General features: G+C 66.7%; 17 protein-coding genes and 1 pseudogene. 10 read left to right on the top strand and 8 right to left on the bottom strand.

Annotation, left to right across the window (positions count from 1 at the left end):
* Window positions 1-96: 96 nt before the first annotated feature.
* The 5 genes from G3N64_RS13285 to mnmC form a co-directional block, all read right to left on the bottom strand.
* Complete coding sequence (locus G3N64_RS13285) at window positions 97-807, bottom strand: glutamine amidotransferase (protein ID WP_205784369.1); 711 nt, start codon at window positions 805-807, stop codon at window positions 97-99.
* Between the two features lie 28 nt (window positions 808-835).
* Window positions 836-1,474: a MarR family winged helix-turn-helix transcriptional regulator gene (locus G3N64_RS13280; RefSeq protein ID WP_027788730.1), complete on the bottom strand. Its 639-nt coding sequence runs from the start codon at window positions 1,472-1,474 to the stop codon at window positions 836-838.
* A 508-nt stretch (window positions 1,475-1,982) separates the two neighbouring features.
* Window positions 1,983-3,098 carry a YbdK family carboxylate-amine ligase gene (locus tag G3N64_RS13275; RefSeq protein ID WP_021160413.1) on the bottom strand — a complete coding sequence of 372 codons (1,116 nt, stop codon included), beginning with the start codon at window positions 3,096-3,098 and terminating at the stop codon, window positions 1,983-1,985.
* A gap of 14 nt (window positions 3,099-3,112) precedes the next feature.
* Entirely contained in the window at window positions 3,113-4,327 is a 1,215-nt protein-coding gene (locus tag G3N64_RS13270; protein ID WP_205784368.1) for a cation:proton antiporter, read from the bottom strand.
* 672 nt (window positions 4,328-4,999) lie between these two features.
* Window positions 5,000-6,946: a bifunctional tRNA (5-methylaminomethyl-2-thiouridine)(34)-methyltransferase MnmD/FAD-dependent 5-carboxymethylaminomethyl-2-thiouridine(34) oxidoreductase MnmC gene (gene mnmC, locus G3N64_RS13265; protein ID WP_205784367.1), complete on the bottom strand. Its 1,947-nt coding sequence runs from the start codon at window positions 6,944-6,946 to the stop codon at window positions 5,000-5,002.
* Window positions 6,947-7,334: 388 nt separating this feature from the next.
* On the opposite strand from mnmC, the gene G3N64_RS13260 reads away from it, so the two are divergent.
* Window positions 7,335-7,613 carry an HU family DNA-binding protein gene (locus tag G3N64_RS13260; protein ID WP_006401505.1) on the top strand — a complete coding sequence of 93 codons (279 nt, stop codon included), beginning with the start codon at window positions 7,335-7,337 and terminating at the stop codon, window positions 7,611-7,613.
* A gap of 118 nt (window positions 7,614-7,731) precedes the next feature.
* Here G3N64_RS13260 and G3N64_RS13255 read toward each other — a convergent pair whose 3' ends face one another.
* Window positions 7,732-9,045, bottom strand: coding sequence for a GTP-binding protein (locus G3N64_RS13255; protein WP_205784366.1), 1,314 nt, complete (start codon window positions 9,043-9,045; stop codon window positions 7,732-7,734).
* Window positions 9,046-9,203: 158 nt separating this feature from the next.
* Complete coding sequence (locus tag G3N64_RS13250) at window positions 9,204-9,653, bottom strand: lytic transglycosylase domain-containing protein (protein WP_205784365.1); 450 nt, start codon at window positions 9,651-9,653, stop codon at window positions 9,204-9,206.
* Window positions 9,654-10,024: 371 nt separating this feature from the next.
* Between G3N64_RS13250 and gspD the strand changes: the two genes are divergently transcribed.
* The 3 genes from gspD to gspF are packed head-to-tail and all read left to right on the top strand — an operon-like array spanning window position 10,025 to window position 15,088.
* Window positions 10,025-12,370, top strand: coding sequence for a type II secretion system secretin GspD (gspD, locus tag G3N64_RS13245; RefSeq protein ID WP_205784364.1), 2,346 nt, complete (start codon window positions 10,025-10,027; stop codon window positions 12,368-12,370).
* Window positions 12,367-13,866 (top strand): type II secretion system ATPase GspE, encoded by a 1,500-nt coding sequence (gspE, locus tag G3N64_RS13240; protein WP_205784363.1) that lies wholly within the window; start codon window positions 12,367-12,369, stop codon window positions 13,864-13,866. Before gspD ends, gspE begins: the two co-directional genes overlap by 4 nt.
* 4 nt (window positions 13,867-13,870) lie before the next feature.
* A complete protein-coding gene (gspF, locus tag G3N64_RS13235; RefSeq protein WP_205784362.1) occupies window positions 13,871-15,088 on the top strand; it encodes a type II secretion system inner membrane protein GspF in 1,218 nt (405 codons plus the stop codon).
* Window positions 15,089-15,123: 35 nt separating this feature from the next.
* On the opposite strand, the gene G3N64_RS13230 is transcribed toward gspF, so the two are convergent.
* Window positions 15,124-15,534, bottom strand: a complete 411-nt coding sequence (locus tag G3N64_RS13230; RefSeq protein WP_205784361.1) for a general secretion pathway protein GspC — start codon at window positions 15,532-15,534, stop codon at window positions 15,124-15,126.
* 175 nt (window positions 15,535-15,709) lie between these two features.
* Between G3N64_RS13230 and gspG the strand changes: the two genes are divergently transcribed.
* The 6 genes and pseudogenes from gspG to gspL form a co-directional block, all read left to right on the top strand.
* Entirely contained in the window at window positions 15,710-16,162 is a 453-nt protein-coding gene (gene gspG / locus G3N64_RS13225; protein ID WP_048247969.1) for a type II secretion system major pseudopilin GspG, read from the top strand.
* A 39-nt stretch (window positions 16,163-16,201) separates the two neighbouring features.
* Window positions 16,202-16,786, top strand: coding sequence for a GspH/FimT family pseudopilin (locus tag G3N64_RS13220; protein ID WP_205784360.1), 585 nt, complete (start codon window positions 16,202-16,204; stop codon window positions 16,784-16,786).
* 146 nt (window positions 16,787-16,932) lie between these two features.
* Window positions 16,933-17,298, top strand: a pseudogene (gene gspI / locus G3N64_RS13215) (type II secretion system minor pseudopilin GspI); the annotation flags it as partial.
* Window positions 17,276-17,965, top strand: a complete 690-nt coding sequence (locus tag G3N64_RS13210; protein ID WP_205784358.1) for a prepilin-type N-terminal cleavage/methylation domain-containing protein — start codon at window positions 17,276-17,278, stop codon at window positions 17,963-17,965. The pseudogene gspI and the gene G3N64_RS13210, both read left to right, overlap by 23 nt.
* A 2-nt stretch (window positions 17,966-17,967) precedes the next feature.
* Complete coding sequence (gspK, locus tag G3N64_RS13205) at window positions 17,968-19,101, top strand: type II secretion system minor pseudopilin GspK (protein ID WP_205784357.1); 1,134 nt, start codon at window positions 17,968-17,970, stop codon at window positions 19,099-19,101.
* 26 nt (window positions 19,102-19,127) lie between these two features.
* Window positions 19,128-19,560, top strand: a 433-nt coding sequence (gspL, locus tag G3N64_RS13200; protein WP_346778813.1) for a type II secretion system protein GspL, incomplete at its 3' end; no start/stop codon positions are given.

Below are 19,560 nucleotides of genomic sequence, written 5' to 3'. Positions count from 1 at the left end.
AAGGTGGCAAACGCCGCGCATACGGCGATGCGCCGGCCTGCAACGGATGCGGGCCGGGCAATACCTTCGCGGCGAACGGCAGCGCCGCTTGCGGCGTCAGAGTCCGACGCTGTCGAGCCACTCCGCGAACATGCGTCGCGCGGCCGCCTCGAGCGCGGGGCCGTGCTGCGCGGTATCGGTACGCAACTGGCGCGCGTCGATGCCGGGCGTCGCCGCGATTTCGCCGGCGTTCGCGATCAGCCACGGTTCGAAGCGGTCGGTGCGGATTTCCGGATGGCATTGCAGCGCCAGCACGTGCTGGCCCCATGCGAATGCCTGGTGGCGGCAAGCCGGTGTCGATGCGAGATGAATCGCACCGCCCGGCAGGTCGAACGTGTCGCCATGCCAGTGCAGCATCGACGTCGCCGCACCATCGAGATGGCGCAGCGGCGAGGCGCGGCCGGCATCGGTGAGCGTCAGCGGCGCCCAGCCGAGTTCGTGCTGCGCGGCCGGATAGACGCGTGCACCGAGCGCCCGGGCGATGAACTGCGCACCGAGGCAGATGCCGAGGATCGGCAGCCCTGCGTCGATGCGCTTGCGCACGAGCGCCGCGAGCGGTGCGATCGTCGGATACTGCGCATCGTCGTACACGCTGAGCGGCCCGCCGAGCACGACGAGCAGCGACGGCTCGAGCACGTCGAGCACCTCGACCCGCGACGACCCGACGTCAACGTAGCGCACCCGCCGGCCCCGTTCGCCGAGCACCTGCTCGAAGCTCCCGAGATCCTCGAAATGCACGTGGCGGATCGCCACGACTTCAGCGTTCATCATCGGCCTCCCGGTCGATCGACGGACGTCAGCCGGCGAAAATCTTCCAGGTCTTCTTCTGAGTCGCCGCGTCGGCCTCTTCCTGCACCGAGCAGTCGAGACGCAGATCGCTGTCGGACATCGAGATGTCGAGCGCCGCGCAGTGATGCACGGTCTTCTTCGACAGCTTGCCCGGCTGGAAGTGAGCGCACGTCAAGCACATGCGCTGCGGCGGCGTCGCACCGGCCACCTGCAGTTCGCGCAGCGTCTTCAGCAGCGCGCGATACAGTGCGCCCTGCTCGTCCGCGCCGAGCTTGCCGACGGCTTTCGTCAGGAATTCAGGCCATTGCAGCGCCTTCTTCGCAGCCGTCCGGCCACGGGCCGACAGGCGCACGGCGAGTGCGCGGCCGTCGTCCAGCGCACGGCGCTTCTCGACGAGACCCTTGGTCTCGAGCGTGCTCACCGCATCGCTCGTGGTCGCCGCGGTCAGCTGCGTCTCGCGCGCGATCTCGCCGAGCCGCATCGGGCCCTTGCGCTGCAGCAGCAGCACGAGAATCTCGCCCTGTGTCGGCGTGAGACCCGCGCCTTCCGCCCAATCCCATGCCTGGCTTCGCATGGCCGTACTCAACCGCAGCAGGCTGTGGGTCACACGTCCCGAAGCCTGATTCCCGTAAACGCCTTCGCTCATAGTCTTTTCGCTTTGCCGCCGCCCGGTTTGCCGAGCGGCCGTAGTGTGGAGATCGAATGTCCATCTCAAAACAGACACGCTCTTGCGAGTGCATCAGCACGGCCGTCGCGAGGGCACACGCGGCGGTCGCGTTCGCGGCGACCGGTAAGACACGCATCGTTCCGGTGTCCGCAAAGCCGACATTCTAAGCGAGAGCGGAAAATCGCACAGCTAAGTTATCCCCTTCATTCTGTGGAAAATCGCTGGATAACCAAAATTTTTCGTTGTGCCTGCAATGCCGGCCGCCCGCCGAACGGTGCGTATGGACATTTTCCTGTTCGGATCGGCCATCGGGCCGACCGCAATGATCCACCGGGTTATCCCGCGCACAGATCGTTGACTTTGCAGCGGAATATCCGGTTATCCACAGATTTTCAAGACAACCGGCAACGATTTCGGCCTCAATCGGGGCTACCCGCCGTTCAGTGAATCGCGACTCGGTCGAGCCCGTAATCTGCAAAACATTTTTTCACTCGCGCCAACGTAAGCACTGCTGGCGGACCGTCTCGTTGAGCGATTTTTCCTGTTTGAAAACGGTTCTCAACCACGATGCGTCGTTGACGCGCGCCTGGGCCAGCGCGCCGATCTCGTCGAGTGCCGCGCGCGAACCGAGCGCGGCCGCATGCGGCGCGATCCGGTCGAGCGTATCGAGGATGTCTTCGGCGATCGTGCGGCGCTCACCCGTCTGAGGATTCACGCAGGTGCCCTCGAGCCCGAAGCGGCACGCCTCGAAACGGTTGAACGTGTAGACGAGGTAGTCGTCCTCGGACAGCTTCAGCGGCCGGTCGGTCAGCAGGTAGCGCGCGAGCGTCTGGATGTAGCAGGCGATCGCCGCCGCCCGGTCGACCGACAGCGGCGTGTCCATCACGCGCACCTCGATCGTCCCGTAGCCGGGCTTCGGGCGGATATCCCAGTAGAAGTCCTTCATCGAGTTGACGACACCGGTGTTCACCATCTTCGTGAAGTACTCCTCGAAGCTGTCCCAGGTCAGCACGAACGGCGCGCGGCCCGACAGCGGGAACGCGAACACCGAATTCAGGCGTGCCGAATGGAAGCCGGTGTCGACGTTCTGCACGAACGGCGACGACGCCGACAGCGCGATGAAGTGCGGAATGAAGCGCGACATCGAGTGCAGCAGGAACAGCGCGCTGTCGGGATCGGGGCAGCCGATGTGCACGTGCTGGCCGAACACGGTGAACTGCTTGGCGAGATAGCCGTACAGCTCGGAGATGTACTGGAAGCGCGGCGCATCGTAGATCTGCCGGTCGCTCCATTGCTGGAACGCGTGCGTGCCGCCGCCGGCCAGCCCGACGTTGAGCTGGTCGGCCGCCTTCACGAGCACGTCGCGGATCGCGTGCAGCTCGCTCACCGCCTGCTCGTGCGAATGGCAGATGCCGGTCGACAGCTCGATCATGCTCTCGGTGATTTCCGGCGTGATGTTGCCCGGAAAGGTCTCGCCCTGGATCAGGCGCATCAGGTCGGAGGCCGCTTTGGTCAGGTCGTAGTTGTGTGTGTTGACGACCTGGATCTCCAGTTCGACGCCGAACGTAAACGGCTCGGAATTGACGAAGGTTTCGAGTGCCATGGCAGGTTCCGGAATCAGTTGCTGTCGCTGCGTTCACCGACCGCCGACAGGCAGCGGTAGACGATGAACGGGCTGACGAGCTGCAGGATCACGATCGTGCACATCACGATCGCGCGCAGGTGCGGGTCGAAATTCGGATAGAGCTGGTAGGTGTCGTCGACGAGCAGGTACGACAGCGCGGACATCGGCGTAAGCGCGATGCCGAGCGCAATGCCCTGCTTCATCCCGATGCCGCTCGGCTTCGCGAACGCGACGACGCCGGCCAGCTTCGCGACGAGCCGCGTGACGATCAGCACGATTGCAAGCAGACCGCCGAGCGCGATGTCGCCCCACGTGAACGACGTGAGCGTGAGCACGAACAGGACCACCGTCAGCAGCCAGCCGGCCGTGCCGAAATGCTCGGGCCACAGTTGCGGGCGCGCTTCGAGATTCTTCACGATGATGCCCGCGAGCAGCAGCGTGAGCAGCGTCGACAGCTTCAGTGCCTGGGCCACGGCGATCGCGAGCATCACGAGCCCGAACAGCGCGACGAACGAATGCTCGTCGCGCATCGTCGCGGTCATGTGGCGGAACAGGTAGTTGCACGAACGCGCGACGACATACGCGACGATGAACGATCCCGCGAGCAGGTAGACCGGCTGCAGGATCGTCGCGAAAACGTTGCCGTACGCTTCCTGGTGGAGCCAGCTCGTCACGAGCTTGGTCAGCACGATCGCATACACGCTGTTGAGCGCGGTGAGCGTGATGAGGCGTTGCGACACCTGCCCTTCCGCGCGCAGCTCGGTCTTCAGCTGGATCACCATCGATGGCGACGTCGCGATCGCAATCGCCGACAGCACGAGCGCGACCATCCCCGATACGCCGAGCGCGAGCATCACGAACAGCACCAGCACGAACGTCAGCGTGGCTTCGGTGAGGCTCGACGCGACGAGCCACGGATTGCGCCGGATCCAGCGCAGGTCGAGACGGCTGCCGAGCTCGAACAGCAGCAGGCCGAGCGCGACGTCGATCAGCAGCCGCGAGGTTTCGTCGGTGCTTGCATCGATCACGCCGAATCCGAACGATCCGGCGATCAGACCGATCACCGCATAACCGGTGATGCGCGGCAGGCGCCATGCGCGATAGCACAGCTCGCCACACAGGCCGGCCGCGAACAGCGCGAGCCCGGCCCAGAACACGGCATCCGGCGTAAGCGGCCAGTTGGGCAGGAATGAGAACGCCGACTTCATCGTGGTGACTTCTCCTTTGGAAGCGACCGCCAGCGACACGGGGTCAAGCGTCAGAAATGGATGCGCGCCGGCTGGGTATCGCCCCGAATGTGATTGTTGTGGTCGACGACGGCGGGACATGGGATCCGCCTTTTCCGCCACACGGCGGAAAGTCGTTCAGGTTGCCGATCTGGATTGTCGGCCTGGTGTGTGAACGGACTGCGCAGCCTCGAAGATTCAGATTCGAAATCGTGCCGACCGTTCCATTGAAGCACGTCCGGCGCCTGGCCGAACGAACGTGAAGGAAACCGATTGTGCCACAGGTTTTTCGCTCTGGAACCGATTGAATCGACTCGCGGCGCTGTGCGGCACCACAGGTCTTTGGTTTCAAAGGTTTACTTGTATATATACGTAGTAGAAGTTAACAAAGGACGCGCATTTCTGTGGATAACTTTGGTTTACGCTGACGGATCAATGGGTTGGCGAAACCATAACCGGTTGCACAGGCTGTTCGTGCACAGACGTTTGAGTTGGGTAACTTTGGGGCCGCCTCACAGCTGTGCCGAGTTGCCCAGTTTACGTCCACTGTGATTGCACACGAAGTGCGAGCGGATTCCGCGCGGTTATCCACAGCATCGGGTGGATAACCTTGCGTGAAAAAGTCGGGAAACTGTGAGCGGCCCGGGTGAGCAGTCAGCCGGCCTGGCCGACACGGCGCGCGCGCAAGGCGCGGATCAGGAAGCGTGCGGGGTCGACGGCATCGGCAAGTTCGCGCTCGAGCGGCCACGGCTCGCCTTCGAGTTGCGAGGCGATCAGTTCGGCGCCGAGTGCGGCCCACACGAGGCCGCGCGAGCCGAAGCCGAATGCGCCGTAGAGTCCGGGCATGCGCGGCAGGTCCCGTGCCTGGGCACCGCTCAGCGCACGTGCATTGGCGATGGCGCCTGCTTCGTCCGCGAGCGGGCCGAGCAGCGGCAGGCGGTCGCCGACGACCCAGCGGAACGCGACGCGGCCGCGCAAGGTGTCGGGATCCGGCAAGTCGCCGATCAGGCCCGGCAGCAGATGCCGCACGCGCTCGAGGTTTTCGAGGTGGCCGGCCGCGCGCATCGCGGGATCGACGTCGTCGGGTTCGAACGTTGCGCCGATCAGCAGCGTGCCGTCGTCGAGCGGCACCGCGTAACCGTCGCCGATCGCCGGGCACGGCAGCGGTGCCGTGGTGCCGGGGGGCAGCAACGTGAGCTGGCCACGCACCGGTTGCAGCGCGACATGCCGCAGCCCGGCAAGACGCGCGGCGTCGCCGGCATTCGCGAGCACGACGACGGGCGCTTCGGCCAGCGTGCCGCCCGCATCGTCGAGGGCATGCCATGCGTCGCCCCGCCGCTCGAGCCGTGCAACGCCGGTGGACGCGAGCAAGTGCACGCGCTCGCCGGCTGCCGCGCATTGGGCCGCGCAAAGGCCGGCCGGCCAGACGGCGCCGCCGTGCGGAAACAGCAGGCCGCCCTGCGCGACCGGCAGGTTCAGATGAGTGCGCGCGGCATCGGCGTCGAGCAGCGACACATAGTCGGACGGTGCGCCGAACGCATCGAATGCATCGCGCATCCGCGCGAAGTCGTCGGCCGATTCGGCGAGATGGATCATCCCGTGCGTGCTGCGCGCAAATGCGTGGCCCGCGCGTTCGAGTGCGCGCCAGCGTGCGATCGCGTGCAGGAAGCCGCCGCGCGTGAGCCGGCTCGCGACGTTGTCGTCGCGTGTCATCAGTGGATGGAATACGCCGGCCGGATTGCCCGACGCTTCGCTCGCGATCCGGTCGTGCCGCTCGATCAGCGTGACGTCCCAGCCGCGCGCGGCTAGGCGTTCGACGACTGCGCAGCCCGCCAGGCCCGCACCGATCACGATCGCGCGGCGCGTCGCAACGGGCAGTGCGAGCGGCGGCTCGTGCCGGCGTGCACGCCAGCGCGGCGCATATTCGCCGACGAGCAGATCGTCGGCCTCGCGATACGTGAAACCTGCTTTGCCGAGTGCGTGTTTCAACACGTCGGAATGCGCAGGCGTCGCAAACGTTGCGCATTCGCCGGCGATTTTGGAGAGCGTGCGAACGATGTCGGCCGCGCGGAGATCGGCATCGTCCGATGATGTGACGCCGTCAATACAGAACGCGTCGGCGCGCGCGACGATCTTCCCCAGCATGTCGATCGCATCGCCAAATGCGAGCGTGAGCACCACGCGCCCTTCGTCGAATTCGAGCCGATGCACGCCCGGTACGAGTATCGGCCACGCGTCGGCAAGCGCATCGACATCCGTCGAGATGGTTGTGTTCGCAACGATATGCGAAGCTGCGCGGCGCAGGTCGTCGCGCGAGAACGGATGCGGTTCGACTGCGACAAAATGCAGCCGCTCGCAGCGCGCGGGATCGGCGCGCCACGCGGCCCAGGCCGCGAGGAAGCTGCCGCCCGCGCCGAATCCGGTCGCGACGATCGTGAACGTACGGCGGCCCTGCCAGCGCGCCGGCAGCCCGTTGCCCGCGACGAACACGCGATGCGCAAGCGCGCCTGACGCGCCGCGATGGAGATCGCCGAACTCGGGCGAGACGAGCGTGCCGTCGTCGCGAAGCGCGAGCGTGGCGGGAACAAGTCGGTCGGTCATGCGAAACAAAAAACGTGGCAGCCAAGCCTGGCAAGGGATTGCGCGGGGCCGTCCGACCGGTCGTTGGAAAAAGCCAACGGGGCGGCGCTCGGGCGGACCGCGCTGCGTATCCTGTCCGGTTGGTGCTGGTCAAAAAACGGGCAGTCGATGATTCATTCGGCGAAATACCGATGAAAATCTTTGAAACCCTTGTCGTTATTGGGTTTGCGCTGCGCTATCATAGCAACGCCGTACCGCGGGGTGGCCGCCGGCTAACCGGAGGGCGCGTCGCGCGGGCCAGGATTCGGCGCTGTGTCGTCGGAGTCTGACTCTCGACGGCACGGTTCGCGCACGTATAATCGGCGCGTTCGCGCTGTTCGTGTCAACCTAACCTGATAAAGGAACCTTAATGAACAAACAGGAACTGATCGACGCCGTCGCCGCCCAAACGGGCGCCAGCAAGGCTCAAACCGGCGAAACGCTGGACACGCTGCTCGAAGTCATCAAGAAGGCCGTGTCGAAGGGTGATGCGGTTCAGCTGATCGGCTTCGGCAGCTTCGGTTCGGGCAAGCGCGCAGCACGTACGGGCCGCAACCCGAAGACCGGCGAAACCATCAAGATCCCGGCAGCCAAGACGGTCAAGTTCACGGCTGGCAAGGCGTTCAAGGACGCCGTCAACAAGCGTTAAACCAGCGCCTGTTCCAAGAAAAACCCGCCTTTCGGCGGGTTTTTTGTTGGGCGCGCGCAGCATTTTCGCCACAGTCCGCGCCCCTCTTGCAAGATTTAACGGTTGTTTTTACAACGCGTTACGCGTGCACGATCTGCGTGTCGCCGTGCTCGTCGTCGTCGTGCGAATCGATATCCCACGCCGGGAACGGATCGTCGAACGCGTGCCATCCTGCCGCGCCGAGTGCGAATTCCGCATCGGTCAGCAGGCACGCGTCGAGTTTCGCGCGCCATGCATCCGCGTCGAGCGCGATGCCGATCAGCACGAGTTCCTGCCGCCGATCGCCCACGGCACGATCGTCGAGATCGCCATGCCATTCGGCGCGGATTTCAGCGAGCAGCTCGTCGTCGTCCGGCCATTCCGCACGATCCTGCGCAGCCCACCAGAGACCCGCCGGGCCATGCCGGCATACGCCGCCCGCCTGCGACAGCGAGCCCGCGATGTCGTTGCGCGTCGCGAGCCAGAAGAAACCCTTGCTGCGCAGCACGCCCGGCCACTCCTGGTGCAGTAGCGCCCAGAGTCGTGCCGGATGAAACGGCCGGCGCGCGCGGTAAACAAAATTGCCGATTCCGAATTCGTCGGCTTCGCCGTGCACGTGCGCATGATGTTCGTCATGGCAGTCGGGGTCGTCGCAATGCGTGTGACCGTGATCGAGCGACGCAAGCCAGCCCGGCGCATTCGCGGCCTCGTCGAAATCGAAGCGGCCCGTGTTCAGCACTTCGTCGAGCGGCACGTTGCCGAACGTCGACACGACCTGGTGCGCGCGCGGATTGAGTCGCGCGAGGATGTGCTGCAGGCGTGCGAGTTCGTCGGCGCCGACGAGGTCGGCCTTGTTGATCACCAGCACGTCGCAGAACTCGATCTGCTCGATCAGCAGCTCGACGAGCGTGCGGTCGTCCTCTTCCGATGCGGCGATGCCGCGCGTCGCGAGCGCGTCGTCCGAGCCGTAGTCGCGCAGGAAGTTGTACGCGTCGACCACGGTGACGAGCGTGTCGAGCCGCGCGACGGTCGACAGCGACGCGCCGTCGTCGTCGACGAACGTGAAGGTTTCGGCGATCGGCATCGGCTCCGCGATCCCGGTCGATTCGATCATGATCGCGTCGAAGCGGCCTTCGGCCGCGAGCGTGCGGATCTCGACGAGCAGGTCGTCGCGCAGCGTGCAGCAGATGCAGCCGTTCGACATCTCGACGAGGCGTTCCTCGATGTGCGACAGTGCCTGCGCGTCGCGCACGAGCGATGCGTCGATGTTGACCGCCGCGAGATCGTTGACGATCACGGCAACTTTCAGGCCCGCGCGGTTCGCGAGGATGTGGTTGAGCAGCGTGGTCTTGCCGGCGCCGAGGAAGCCGGACAGCACGGTGACGGGCAACGGCTGGTTCATTGCCGGATTCATAGCGATATGCACCAACGGAAAAATTGAAAAAGCGGCCGCGGCACCCTTCCGGGGCGCGATCGGCCCGCGGACGGGCGAAATTGCGGCGCGAGCCCGCATTGTGCATCAAACGCGCGCCGGCCGGCCGGTACCGCGTCAGGCCGCGCTGCGGCACCCCGTCATTGTGCGGGCGGCAGCAGCTTCCACTGCGACAGGATGCCGGCGATCTGCCGCGCGTACTTGTCGCGCAGCGACGGGGTTTCCGAATGATAGGCGCCGACGGCCTGCCACGTGTTGCCGTAGCGGTTCATCTTCTGCTTGAGATGCCACGCGGCAATGTACACGTTCTTGCACGGCTCCATCAGCGTGTCGCGGCCGATGCCGTAGCGCGACAGCGTCGGCAGGTGGATCGAGTTGATCTGCATCAGGCCGTAGTCGACCGAGCCGTTCGTGTTCTTGTTCAGCGCGCCGGGCCGGTTGCGCGACTCCTGCCACGCGATCGCGCGCAGGATCAGCGGATTGACCTGCTGATATTTGGCTGCCTCGTCGAAACAGTCCGCGCGAGCGTTCGCGCTGGCGAAATACACGCCGGCGGCGATCAACGCGATCGAAACGAACCGTCTGTTCATGGTGCGAAATCGACAAGAAAATGCATGGAGGTCGGGAAAACCCGTGCCTGTTATTCGTGCGACTGGAAACGCGCCGCCCGTATCATACCGACAGTCCGTCAGCTTGCGACATGCAGGAAGGAATGCGGCAGCCCGGTTATACCGCATTTCCGTGTCGGTTCATCGTGAAATGGGGACGATGGCCGGCATGCCGAGCACAGCGTCGAATCTTACATATTGCATACGGCTCGCCGAAACCATGTCGTATGTGAGACAGTCTTCGGATCAATGTGATATTTCGGACATGAAAAACTGCTAATGTCGCCTCTTTAGGACTTGGATCCCAGCACTACCGCCGGAAGTGGCCTGAGCCGGCATCGACCCATTCATCCATGACAAGAAATCGCTTCGTTATGCGGCGTGTCGCCACGACCTTGATCGTCGCTGGCATCATCGTCTCGCAGGCCGCCTACGCTCAGGTCACGCTCAACTTCGTGAATGCGGATATCGACCAGGTCGCCAAGGCGATCGGCGCCGCAACCGGCAAGACCATCATCGTCGACCCACGCGTGAAGGGGCAGCTCAACCTCGTGGCCGAACGTCCGGTGCCCGAAGACCAGGCACTGAAGACGCTGCAGTCGGCGCTGCGCATGCAGGGCTTCGCGCTCGTGCAGGATCACGGCGTGCTGAAGGTCGTGCCCGAGGCCGACGCGAAGCTGCAGGGCGTGCCGACCTACGTCGGCAATGCGCCTCAGGCGCGCGGCGACCAGGTGATCACGCAGGTGTTCGAACTGCACAACGAATCGGCGAACAACCTGCTGCCCGTGCTGCGGCCCCTTATCTCGCCGAACAACACGGTGACGGCCTACCCGGCGAACAACACGATCGTCGTGACCGACTACGCGGACAACGTGCGGCGTATCGCGCAGATCATCGCGGGCGTGGACAGCGCTGCGGGCGCACAGGTGCAGGTCGTTCCGCTGCGCAACGCGAATGCGATCGACCTCGCCGCGCAGTTGCAGAAAATGCTCGACCCGGGCGCGATCGGCAACAGCGATGCAACGCTGAAGGTGTCGGTCACGGCCGACCCGCGCACCAACTCGCTGATGCTGCGCGCGTCGAGTGCGTCGCGCCTCGCAGCCGCCAAGCGGCTCGTGCAGCAGCTCGACGCGCCGAGCGCGGTGCCCGGCAACATGCACGTCGTGCCGCTGCGCAACGCCGATGCGGTGAAGCTCGCGAAGACGCTGCGCGGGATGCTCGGCAAGGGCAGTGGCAGCGACAGCGGCTCGTCGGCGTCGTCCAACGATGCGAACAGCTTCAACCAGAGCGGCGGCTCGTCGTCGAGCGGCAACTTCTCGACCGGCACGTCCGGCACCCCGCCGCTGCCGTCGGGCGGCCTCGGCGGCTCGTCGTCGTCTTCGTCGTCGTACGGCGGCTCGTCCGGCGGTGGCGGGCTCGGCACGGGCGGCCTGCTCGGCGGCGACAAGGACAAGGGCGACGACAACCAGCCGGGCGGGATGATCCAGGCCGATGCGGCGACCAACTCGCTGATCATCACGGCGTCGGATCCGGTCTACCGGAACCTGCGCTCGGTGATCGACCAGCTCGATGCGCGGCGTGCACAGGTCTATATCGAGGCGCTGATCGTCGAGCTGAACTCGACGACGCAGGGCAACCTCGGTATCCAGTGGCAGGTGGCGAGCGGCCAGTTCCTCGGCGGCACGAACCTGAACCCCGGGCTGGGCCTGGGCAACAGCATCATCAACCTGACGGCAGGCGGCGTGACCAACGCCGCAGGTGGCGTGACCGGAGGCGGGCTGGCTTCCAATCTCGGGGCACTGAGCCAGGGCCTCAACATCGGCTGGCTGCACAACATGTTCGGTGTGCAGGGGCTCGGCGCGCTGCTGCAGTATTTCGCGGGCGTGAGCGACGCGAACGTGCTGTCGACGCCGAACCTGATCACGCTCGACAACGAGGAAGCGAAGATCGTCGTCGGCCAGAACGTGCCGATCGCGACCGGCTCGTATTCGAACCTGACGAGCGGCACGACGAGCAATGCGTTCAATACGTACGATCGCCGTGACGTCGGCCTGACGCTGCACGTGAAGCCGCAGATCACCGACGGCGGGATCCTGAAGCTGCAGCTCTACACGGAGGATTCGGCGGTGGTCAGCGGCACCACGAACGCGCAGACCGGGCCGACCTTCACGAAGCGTTCGATCCAGTCGACGATCCTGGCCGACAACGGCGAGATCATCGTGCTCGGTGGCCTGATGCAGGACAACTACCAGGTATCGAACAGCAAGGTGCCGCTGCTCGGCGACATCCCGTGGATCGGCCAGCTATTCCGTTCCGAATCGAAGGTGCGTGCGAAAACCAACCTGATGGTATTCCTGCGCCCGGTGATCATCTCCGATCGCAGTACCGCGCAGGAAGTCACGGCCAACCGCTACGACTACATCCAGGGCGTGACGGGCGCGTACAAGTCGGACAACAACGTGATCCGCGACAAGGACGATCCGGTCGTCCCGCCGATGCCGCTGGGGCCGAGCCAGGGTGGCACGCCGGCCGGCAACCTGTTCGATCTTGACAAGATGCGTCGCCAGCAGTTGCAGCGCCAGGTGGCCCCGGTCCCGGCCCAGCCGTTGCCGGAGGCGACGCCTGCGCAGCCGCAGAGCGTGCCGCAGCAAGCCGTGCCGCAACAACCGCTGACGGCCACGCCGGGAGCGTCGCAGTGAGCGACGTGCACGCCTCTTCCACCCACGACGGCGCGCCGGGCGAACGGCAGCCGCCGTCGCCGCTCGCCGCGCGCCTGTTGCCGTACGGCTTCGCGAAGAGCGGCCAGGTGCTGATCGCACACCAGCTCGACGACACGCTCGAGGTGTGGATCAGCGAACGCACGAGCGACGCCGCGCTCGCGGAAATCGCGCGCAACTTCGGCTCGATCTCCGTGCATCGCGTGCCGGCCGACGAGCTCGCGCAGGCGATCAACCATGCGTACGCACGCCAGGACGGCAGCGCCGCGCAGGTGGTCGGCGAGGTCGAAGGCGAAGTCGACCTGTCGCGGCTGATGCAGGACATCCCCGAAGTCGAGGATCTGCTCGAATCGGAAGACGATGCGCCGATCATCCGGATGATCAACGCGCTGCTCACGCAAGCGGCGCGCGAACAGGCATCGGACATCCACATCGAGCCGTTCGAGAACGCCTCGGTCGTGCGCTTTCGCGTCGACGGCACGCTGCGCGACGTCGTGCGGCCGAAGAAGGCGCTGCACGGTGCGCTGATCTCGCGGATCAAGATCATGGCGCAGCTCGACATCGCGGAGAAACGTCTGCCGCAGGACGGCCGCATCACGCTGCGCGTCGGCGGCCGGCCGGTCGACGTGCGCGTGTCGACGCTGCCGACCGGGCACGGCGAGCGAGCGGTGCTGCGTCTGCTGGAAAAGGATGCGCAGCGCCTGAACCTCGAAGCGCTCGGGATGGGCCGCGACACGCTCGTGCAATTCGACAAGCTGATCGCGCGCCCGCACGGCATCGTGCTCGTCACGGGCCCGACGGGTTCGGGCAAGACGACCACGCTGTATGCGTCGATGTCGCGGCTCGAAACCGCGACGACCAACATCATGACCGTCGAGGACCCGATCGAATACGACCTCGGCGGCATCGGCCAGACGCAGGTGAACGAGCGGATCGGGATGACCTTTGCCCGGGCGCTGCGCTCGATCCTGCGCCAGGATCCGGACGTGATCATGATCGGCGAAATCCGCGACCTCGAAACCGCGCAGATCGCGGTGCAGGCATCGCTGACGGGCCACCTCGTGCTCGCGACGCTGCACACGAACGATGCGGCATCGGCCGTCACGCGTCTGACCGACATGGGCGTCGAGCCCTATCTGCTCGCGTCGTCGCTGCTCGGCGTGCTCGCGCAGCGGCTCGTGCGGCAGCTCTGCCCGGTCTGCAAGGAAGAACGCCGGGAAGAAGGCCGCACCGTGTGGCATCCGGTCGGTTGCGACAAGTGCGGGCATTCGGGTTATTCGGGCCGGCGCGGTGTATACGAACTGCTGCTGGTCGACGAGTCGATCCGCTCGCTGATCCACCGCAATGCGGCCGATGCGGAGATTCTCGCCGCGGGCCGCGCGGAAGGGATGCGCACGCTGCGCGACGACGCCGAGCGCTGGCTCGCGTCGGGTGCGACGTCGCTCGAGGAAGTGCTGCGCGTGACGGGAGGCGCATAGCGCGATGCCGGCATTCCGTTTCGAAGCAATCGATGCGGCGGGACGTGCGCAGAAGGGCGTCGTCGATGCCGACAGCGCGCGTGCCGCGCGCGGCCAGCTGCGCACGCAGGGGCTTACGCCGCTCGTCGTCGAGCCGGCCGCCAGCGCGACGCGCGGGGCGCGGTCGCAGCGGCTCGCGTTCGGCCGCAAGCTGTCGCAGCGCGAACAGGCGATCCTCACGCGCCAGCTCGCGAGCCTCCTGATCGCGGGGCTACCGCTCGACGAGGCGCTCGGCGTACTGACCGAGCAGGCCGAGCGCGACTACATCCGCGAACTGATGGCCGCGATCCGCGCCGAGGTGCTCGGCGGCCATTCGCTCGCGAATGCGCTGGGCCAGCATCCGCGCGACTTCCCGGAAATCTACCGCGCGCTCGTCGCGGCGGGCGAGCACACCGGCAAGCTCGGCATCGTGCTGTCGCGGCTCGCCGACTACATCGAGCAGAGCAACGCGCTGAAGCAGAAGATCCTGCTGGCGTTCACGTATCCGGGGATCGTCACGCTGATCGCATTCGGCATCGTCACGTTCCTGCTGAGCTATGTCGTGCCGCAGGTCGTCAACGTGTTCGCGAGCACGAAGCAGCAGCTGCCCGTGCTGACGATCGTGATGATGGCGCTGTCGGATTTCGTGCGGCACTGGTGGTGGGCGATCCTGATCGCGGTCGCGCTCGTCGTGTGGCTCGTGAAGGCGACGCTGTCGCGCGACGGGCCCCGGCTCCGCTTCGACCGCTGGGTGCTGACCGCGCCGCTCGCGGGCAAGCTCGTGCGCGGCTACAACACGGTGCGCTTCGCGAGCACGCTGGGCATCCTCACCGCGGCGGGCGTGCCGATCCTGCGCGCGTTGCAGGCGGCCGGCGAGACGCTGTCGAACCGCGCGATGCGCGCGAACATTGACGATGCGATCGTGCGCGTGCGCGAAGGCTCCGCGCTGTCGCGCGCGCTGAACAACGTGAAGACGTTTCCGCCGGTGCTCGTGCACCTGATCCGTTCCGGCGAAGCGACGGGTGACGTGACGACGATGCTGGATCGCGCGGCCGAAGGCGAAGCGCGCGAGCTCGAGCGTCGCACGATGTTCCTGACGAGCCTGCTCGAACCGCTGCTGATCCTGGCGATGGGCGGCATCGTGCTCGTGATCGTGCTGGCCGTGATGCTGCCGATCATCGAGCTGAACAACATGGTGCAGTGACGGCCTGACCGTTGGTCAGGCCGTCGCCGTCGGCTTCAGCGCACGTAGATTGCCGGGGACGGCGTGTTGGCGGGCAGCTGGACTTCGGTGCGGGCGCCGTTGCGCTCGACGATGATCGAGCGGGGACGGACTTCGGCGAGCTTCGCGCCGGACGTGACGTCCGCGCCGAGCGACACGGCGCGCGGCGGTTCGCCGCCGACGCCGACGATCGCGGCACCGCCGTGGTCGAGCGCGAGGATGCCGAACAGGTGGATGTCCTGCACGGCATTCTTGTCGAGCTGGCCGCCGAAGAGCGCCGCGGCGTCCTCGGTACGGATCGGCAGCCGCGCGGCGGCGGCGGGCAGCGGCGCTTCGCGGGCGGACAGCGTGACGACCCAGTAGGTGGCCGTCGCGCACAAACCCGCGAAGAGGGCTAGGGAGAGGATCCGGATCGAGAGCGCGTTCATGCGCGCTATTGTACGGATGTATGTGAAATTTGCGTTGGGTGAAAGCCCTCGGCAACGAGCGCCTTACAATGCGTGCTCCGCGCCGGCGGGTTCGGAAGGTTGCCGCCAGGCAATCGTCCGGTGCGCCGGGCGCGTCACTCAACCAACGACATTTTTTGGAAAGAGGTAGTCAGTCATGCAAACGTGGATCACTCGCCGCAACGCGGCCGTGCGTCGTCAGCGCGGTTTCACGCTGATCGAGATCATGGTGGTGGTCGCGATCCTCGGGATCCTGGCGGCACTGATCGTGCCGAAGATCATGAGCCGCCCCGACGAGGCGCGCCGTATCGCCGCGAAGCAGGACATCGGCACGGTCATGCAGGCGCTCAAGCTGTACCGCCTCGACAACGGCCGCTACCCGACCCAGGAGCAGGGCCTGAACGCGCTGATCCAGAAGCCGTCCACCGATCCGATCCCGAACAACTGGAAGGACGGCGGCTATCTCGAGCGCCTGCCGAACGATCCGTGGGGCAACGGGTACAAGTACCTGAACCCGGGCGTGCACGGCGAGATCGACGTGTTCAGCTACGGCGCCGACGGCAAGGAAGGCGGCGAAGGCAACGACACCGACATCGGTTCGTGGCAGTAACCGCTCACTGACCGGCCCGACACTCCGTTCCCGTTCTTCATGCACGCCATTCGCACGACCTCCCGCTGCGGCCGCGATTGCCGTGTGCGTCGCGGTGCGGCTTCGGCCGTGCCGGCGCGGGCCGACGGCGGGCAGGCGTTGCACGGCGCGCGGCGTCATCGTGCGCGCGGCTTCACGCTGCTCGAAATGCTGGTCGTGCTCGTGATCGCGGGGCTGCTCGTGTCGCTCGCGTCGCTGTCGCTCACGCGCAATCCGCGCACCGACCTGCGCGAGGAAGCGCAGCGCATCGCGCTGCTGTTCGAGACCGCCGGCGACGAAGCGCAGGTGCGTGCGCGGCCGATCGCGTGGCAGCCGACCGAGCACGGCTTCCGTTTCGACGTGAGCTCGCCCGACGGCTGGCGCACGCTGCGCGACGACCTGCTGCGCCCGCGCGACTGGGACGGTGGCGTCACCGGCGCCGACATCGACTATCCGGGGGCCGGCCAACCGGGGTCCGACACGCATGCGAATCGCGTGGTGTTCGGCACCGAGAGCATCGACACGCCGGTGCGCGTGACGCTGCATTCGGCCGCCGGCAGCGCGACGATCGTCAGCACCGGCAACGGCCGCTACGAGGTGCAATGACGATGCGTCGTCGCGCGCCCTCTTCCGTTTCTTCATCGCGCCCCCCAAGGGGACTTCCTTCGGGGCACCCCAGGAGTACTTCCTCCGGAGCCCGGCCTGCGGCCGGCCTCGTCGGGGCGCGCCCCCCAAGGGGACTTCCTTCGGGGCGCGGTTTCACGATGATCGAGGTGCTGGTCGCGCTCGCGATCATCGCGGTCGCGCTCGCTGCGTCGATCCGTGCGGTCGGCACGATGGCGACCAACGCCTCCGATCTGCATCGCCGGCTGCTCGCCGGCTGGAGCGCCGACAACGCGCTCGCGCAGATGCGGCTCACGCATGCGTGGCCGGAGATCGGCGAACAGAGTTTCGACTGCTCGCAAGGCAACGTGCAGCTCGTCTGCACGCAGCGCGTGAGCACCACGCCCAACCCGGTGTTCCGGCGCGTCCGGATTTCGGTGAGCATGCCCGGGCGGTCCGGCGTGCTCGCGCAGATGGTGACGGTGGTCGCGAATGAAACCAGCCGTCCGCTCTGACGCGCCGATGCGACGCCCGCTCGCCCGCCCCGCCCGCGGCTTCACGCTGATCGAGCTGATGATCGCGATCGCGATCCTCGCGGTGGTCGCGATCCTCGCGTGGCGCGGGCTCGACCAGATCATGCGCGGTCGCGACAAGGTCGCGTCCGCGATGGAAGACGAGCGCGTGTTCGCGCAGATGTTCGACCAGATGCGCATCGACGCGCGGCTCGCCGCGACCGACGACGAGGCCGGCCAGCCGGCGATCGGCGTCGCCGGCAATACGCTGCAGATCGTCCGCGAACTCGAGGTGCCGGGCGCCGCGCCGCGGCTGCAGGTGGTCCGCTACCGGATCGCCGGCGGGCGCGTCGTGCGCTATGCGTCGTCGCCGATCGATGACGCGAACCGGCTGCGCAGCATGCTGAAGGACAGCAGCGTCGAAGGCTGGAGCTGGGTCGCGCTGATGGGCGGCGTCGGCGCGATCGACGCGAAGCTGTACGTGCCGCGCGTGGGCTGGACCACCAACCTGCAGACGGCCGACGAAGCGCTCGCGCAGAACAACGATGCGCTCAAGGTGCCGCAGATCGGCAACGCGCCGCCGACGCGCGCGGTGACGGGGCTGCAGGTCAGCATCGGCGCGACGTCGCTGCGCGTGCCGGTCACGCGCATCTTCCTCGTCGGGGAATGACGATGCGCGCGCACCCTCACCGTTCATGGCTTGCCGCCCGTGCCGCCGGTCGCGCACGGGTACGCGGCCGCCAGCGCGGCGCGGCGATCATCACCGCGCTGCTCGTCGTCGCGCTGTCGGCGATCCTGGTCTCGGGGATGCTGTGGCGCCAGCAGGTGCAGATCCGCCGCATCGAGAACCAGCGCGTGATCGCGCAGGCGCAGTGGGTCGCGCGCGGCGCGCTCGACTGGACGCGGATGATCCTGCGCTCCGAGGGCGACACGGCGCCGGGCATCACGTATCTCGGCGGCATCTGGGGCGTGCCGATCGCGAAGACGAAGCTGTCGGATTTCCTCGGCCGCATTGGTGCGCCCAACGACACCGGCAGCGAAGACACCTATATCTCCGGCTCGATCGAGGACGCACAGGCGAAGTTCAACCTGCGCAACCTGGTGGCGTCGCCGGCGCCCGGCGTGCTGCAGCTGAACGTCACGCAGGTCCAGGCGTTCCAGCGCCTGCTGACGACGCTCGGTTACGACGGCGCGCTCGCGAAGCGCATCGCGCTGCAGGTGCGCGCGGGCCTGCTGAATTCGGCGACGCGTTTCCAGATGCCGACGCTGCCGGGCGGTGGCACCGCGCCGCCGATCACCGCGCCGGTGACGACCGATCAGCAGGGCGGCGGCGGCTTCACCGACGATCCCGGCATGACGGGCGGCGACCGCGGGCCCGCGCCGCTGATGATGACGGGCGTCGACAGCCTGCTCGACGTCGACGGCGTGACGCCCGAGATGGTCGCGCGGCTGCGCCCGTTCGTCACCGTGCTGCCGACCACGACGCCCGTGAACATGAACACCGCGCCGGCCGAGGTGATCGCGGCGCTGATACCGGGGATGAGCGTGTCGTCCGCGCAGGCGCTCGTGTCGCGCCGCGAGACCGTGTTTTTCCGCAACGTCGGCGACGTGCAGCTCGCGCTGCGCGGCGCCGGTGCGCCGCCGAACGTGACGATCGATTCGAGCCTCGTCGACGTCAATTCGAGCTATTTCATCGTGCATGGCCGGATCCAGCACGAACGCGCGGAGGTCGATCGCACCTCGCTCGTGTATCGTGATCCGACCACGCACTCGACACGGGTCGTGCGCATCCGCGACCAGCTATAACGACGCCAATCGGGAGAGGAGCTCTTGTGAGCACGTTGATTGTTTCTTTGCCGCCGCGCGAGCCTGCCGTGCCGTTGCAGGAATGGCAGTGGCCCGAGCTGCCGTTCACGCTCGTCGACAAGGCCGGCCATGTGCAGCGCGCCGGCCGTGCCGCGCTCGCGCTGCTGCCGCGCGCGAATGCGACGGTGCTGATCGTCGCCGCGCGCGACGTGCTGCTGCTGGCCGCGACCGTGCCGCCGCTGAAGGGGCCGAAGCTGCGCCAGGCGTTGCCCAACATCGTCGAGGATCAGCTGATCCAGGATCCGCTCGGCTGCCATATCGCGCTCGATCCGGACGCGCTGCCCGATGGGCGCCGCGTGCTGGCCGTCGTCGATCGCGCGTGGTTCCGCACGATCTGCGAAGCGTTCACGGCAGCCGGCCACCGGCACCTGAGCGCGGTGCCCGCAACCCGCTGCCTGA

This window comes from Burkholderia sp. Ac-20344 (assembly GCF_017104975.1).
In the GTDB taxonomy this organism is placed as follows: Bacteria; Pseudomonadota; Gammaproteobacteria; order Burkholderiales; family Burkholderiaceae; genus Burkholderia.
The sequence above is the reverse complement of the archived record's forward strand: the minus strand, read 5'-3'. Positions and strand labels throughout refer to the sequence as shown.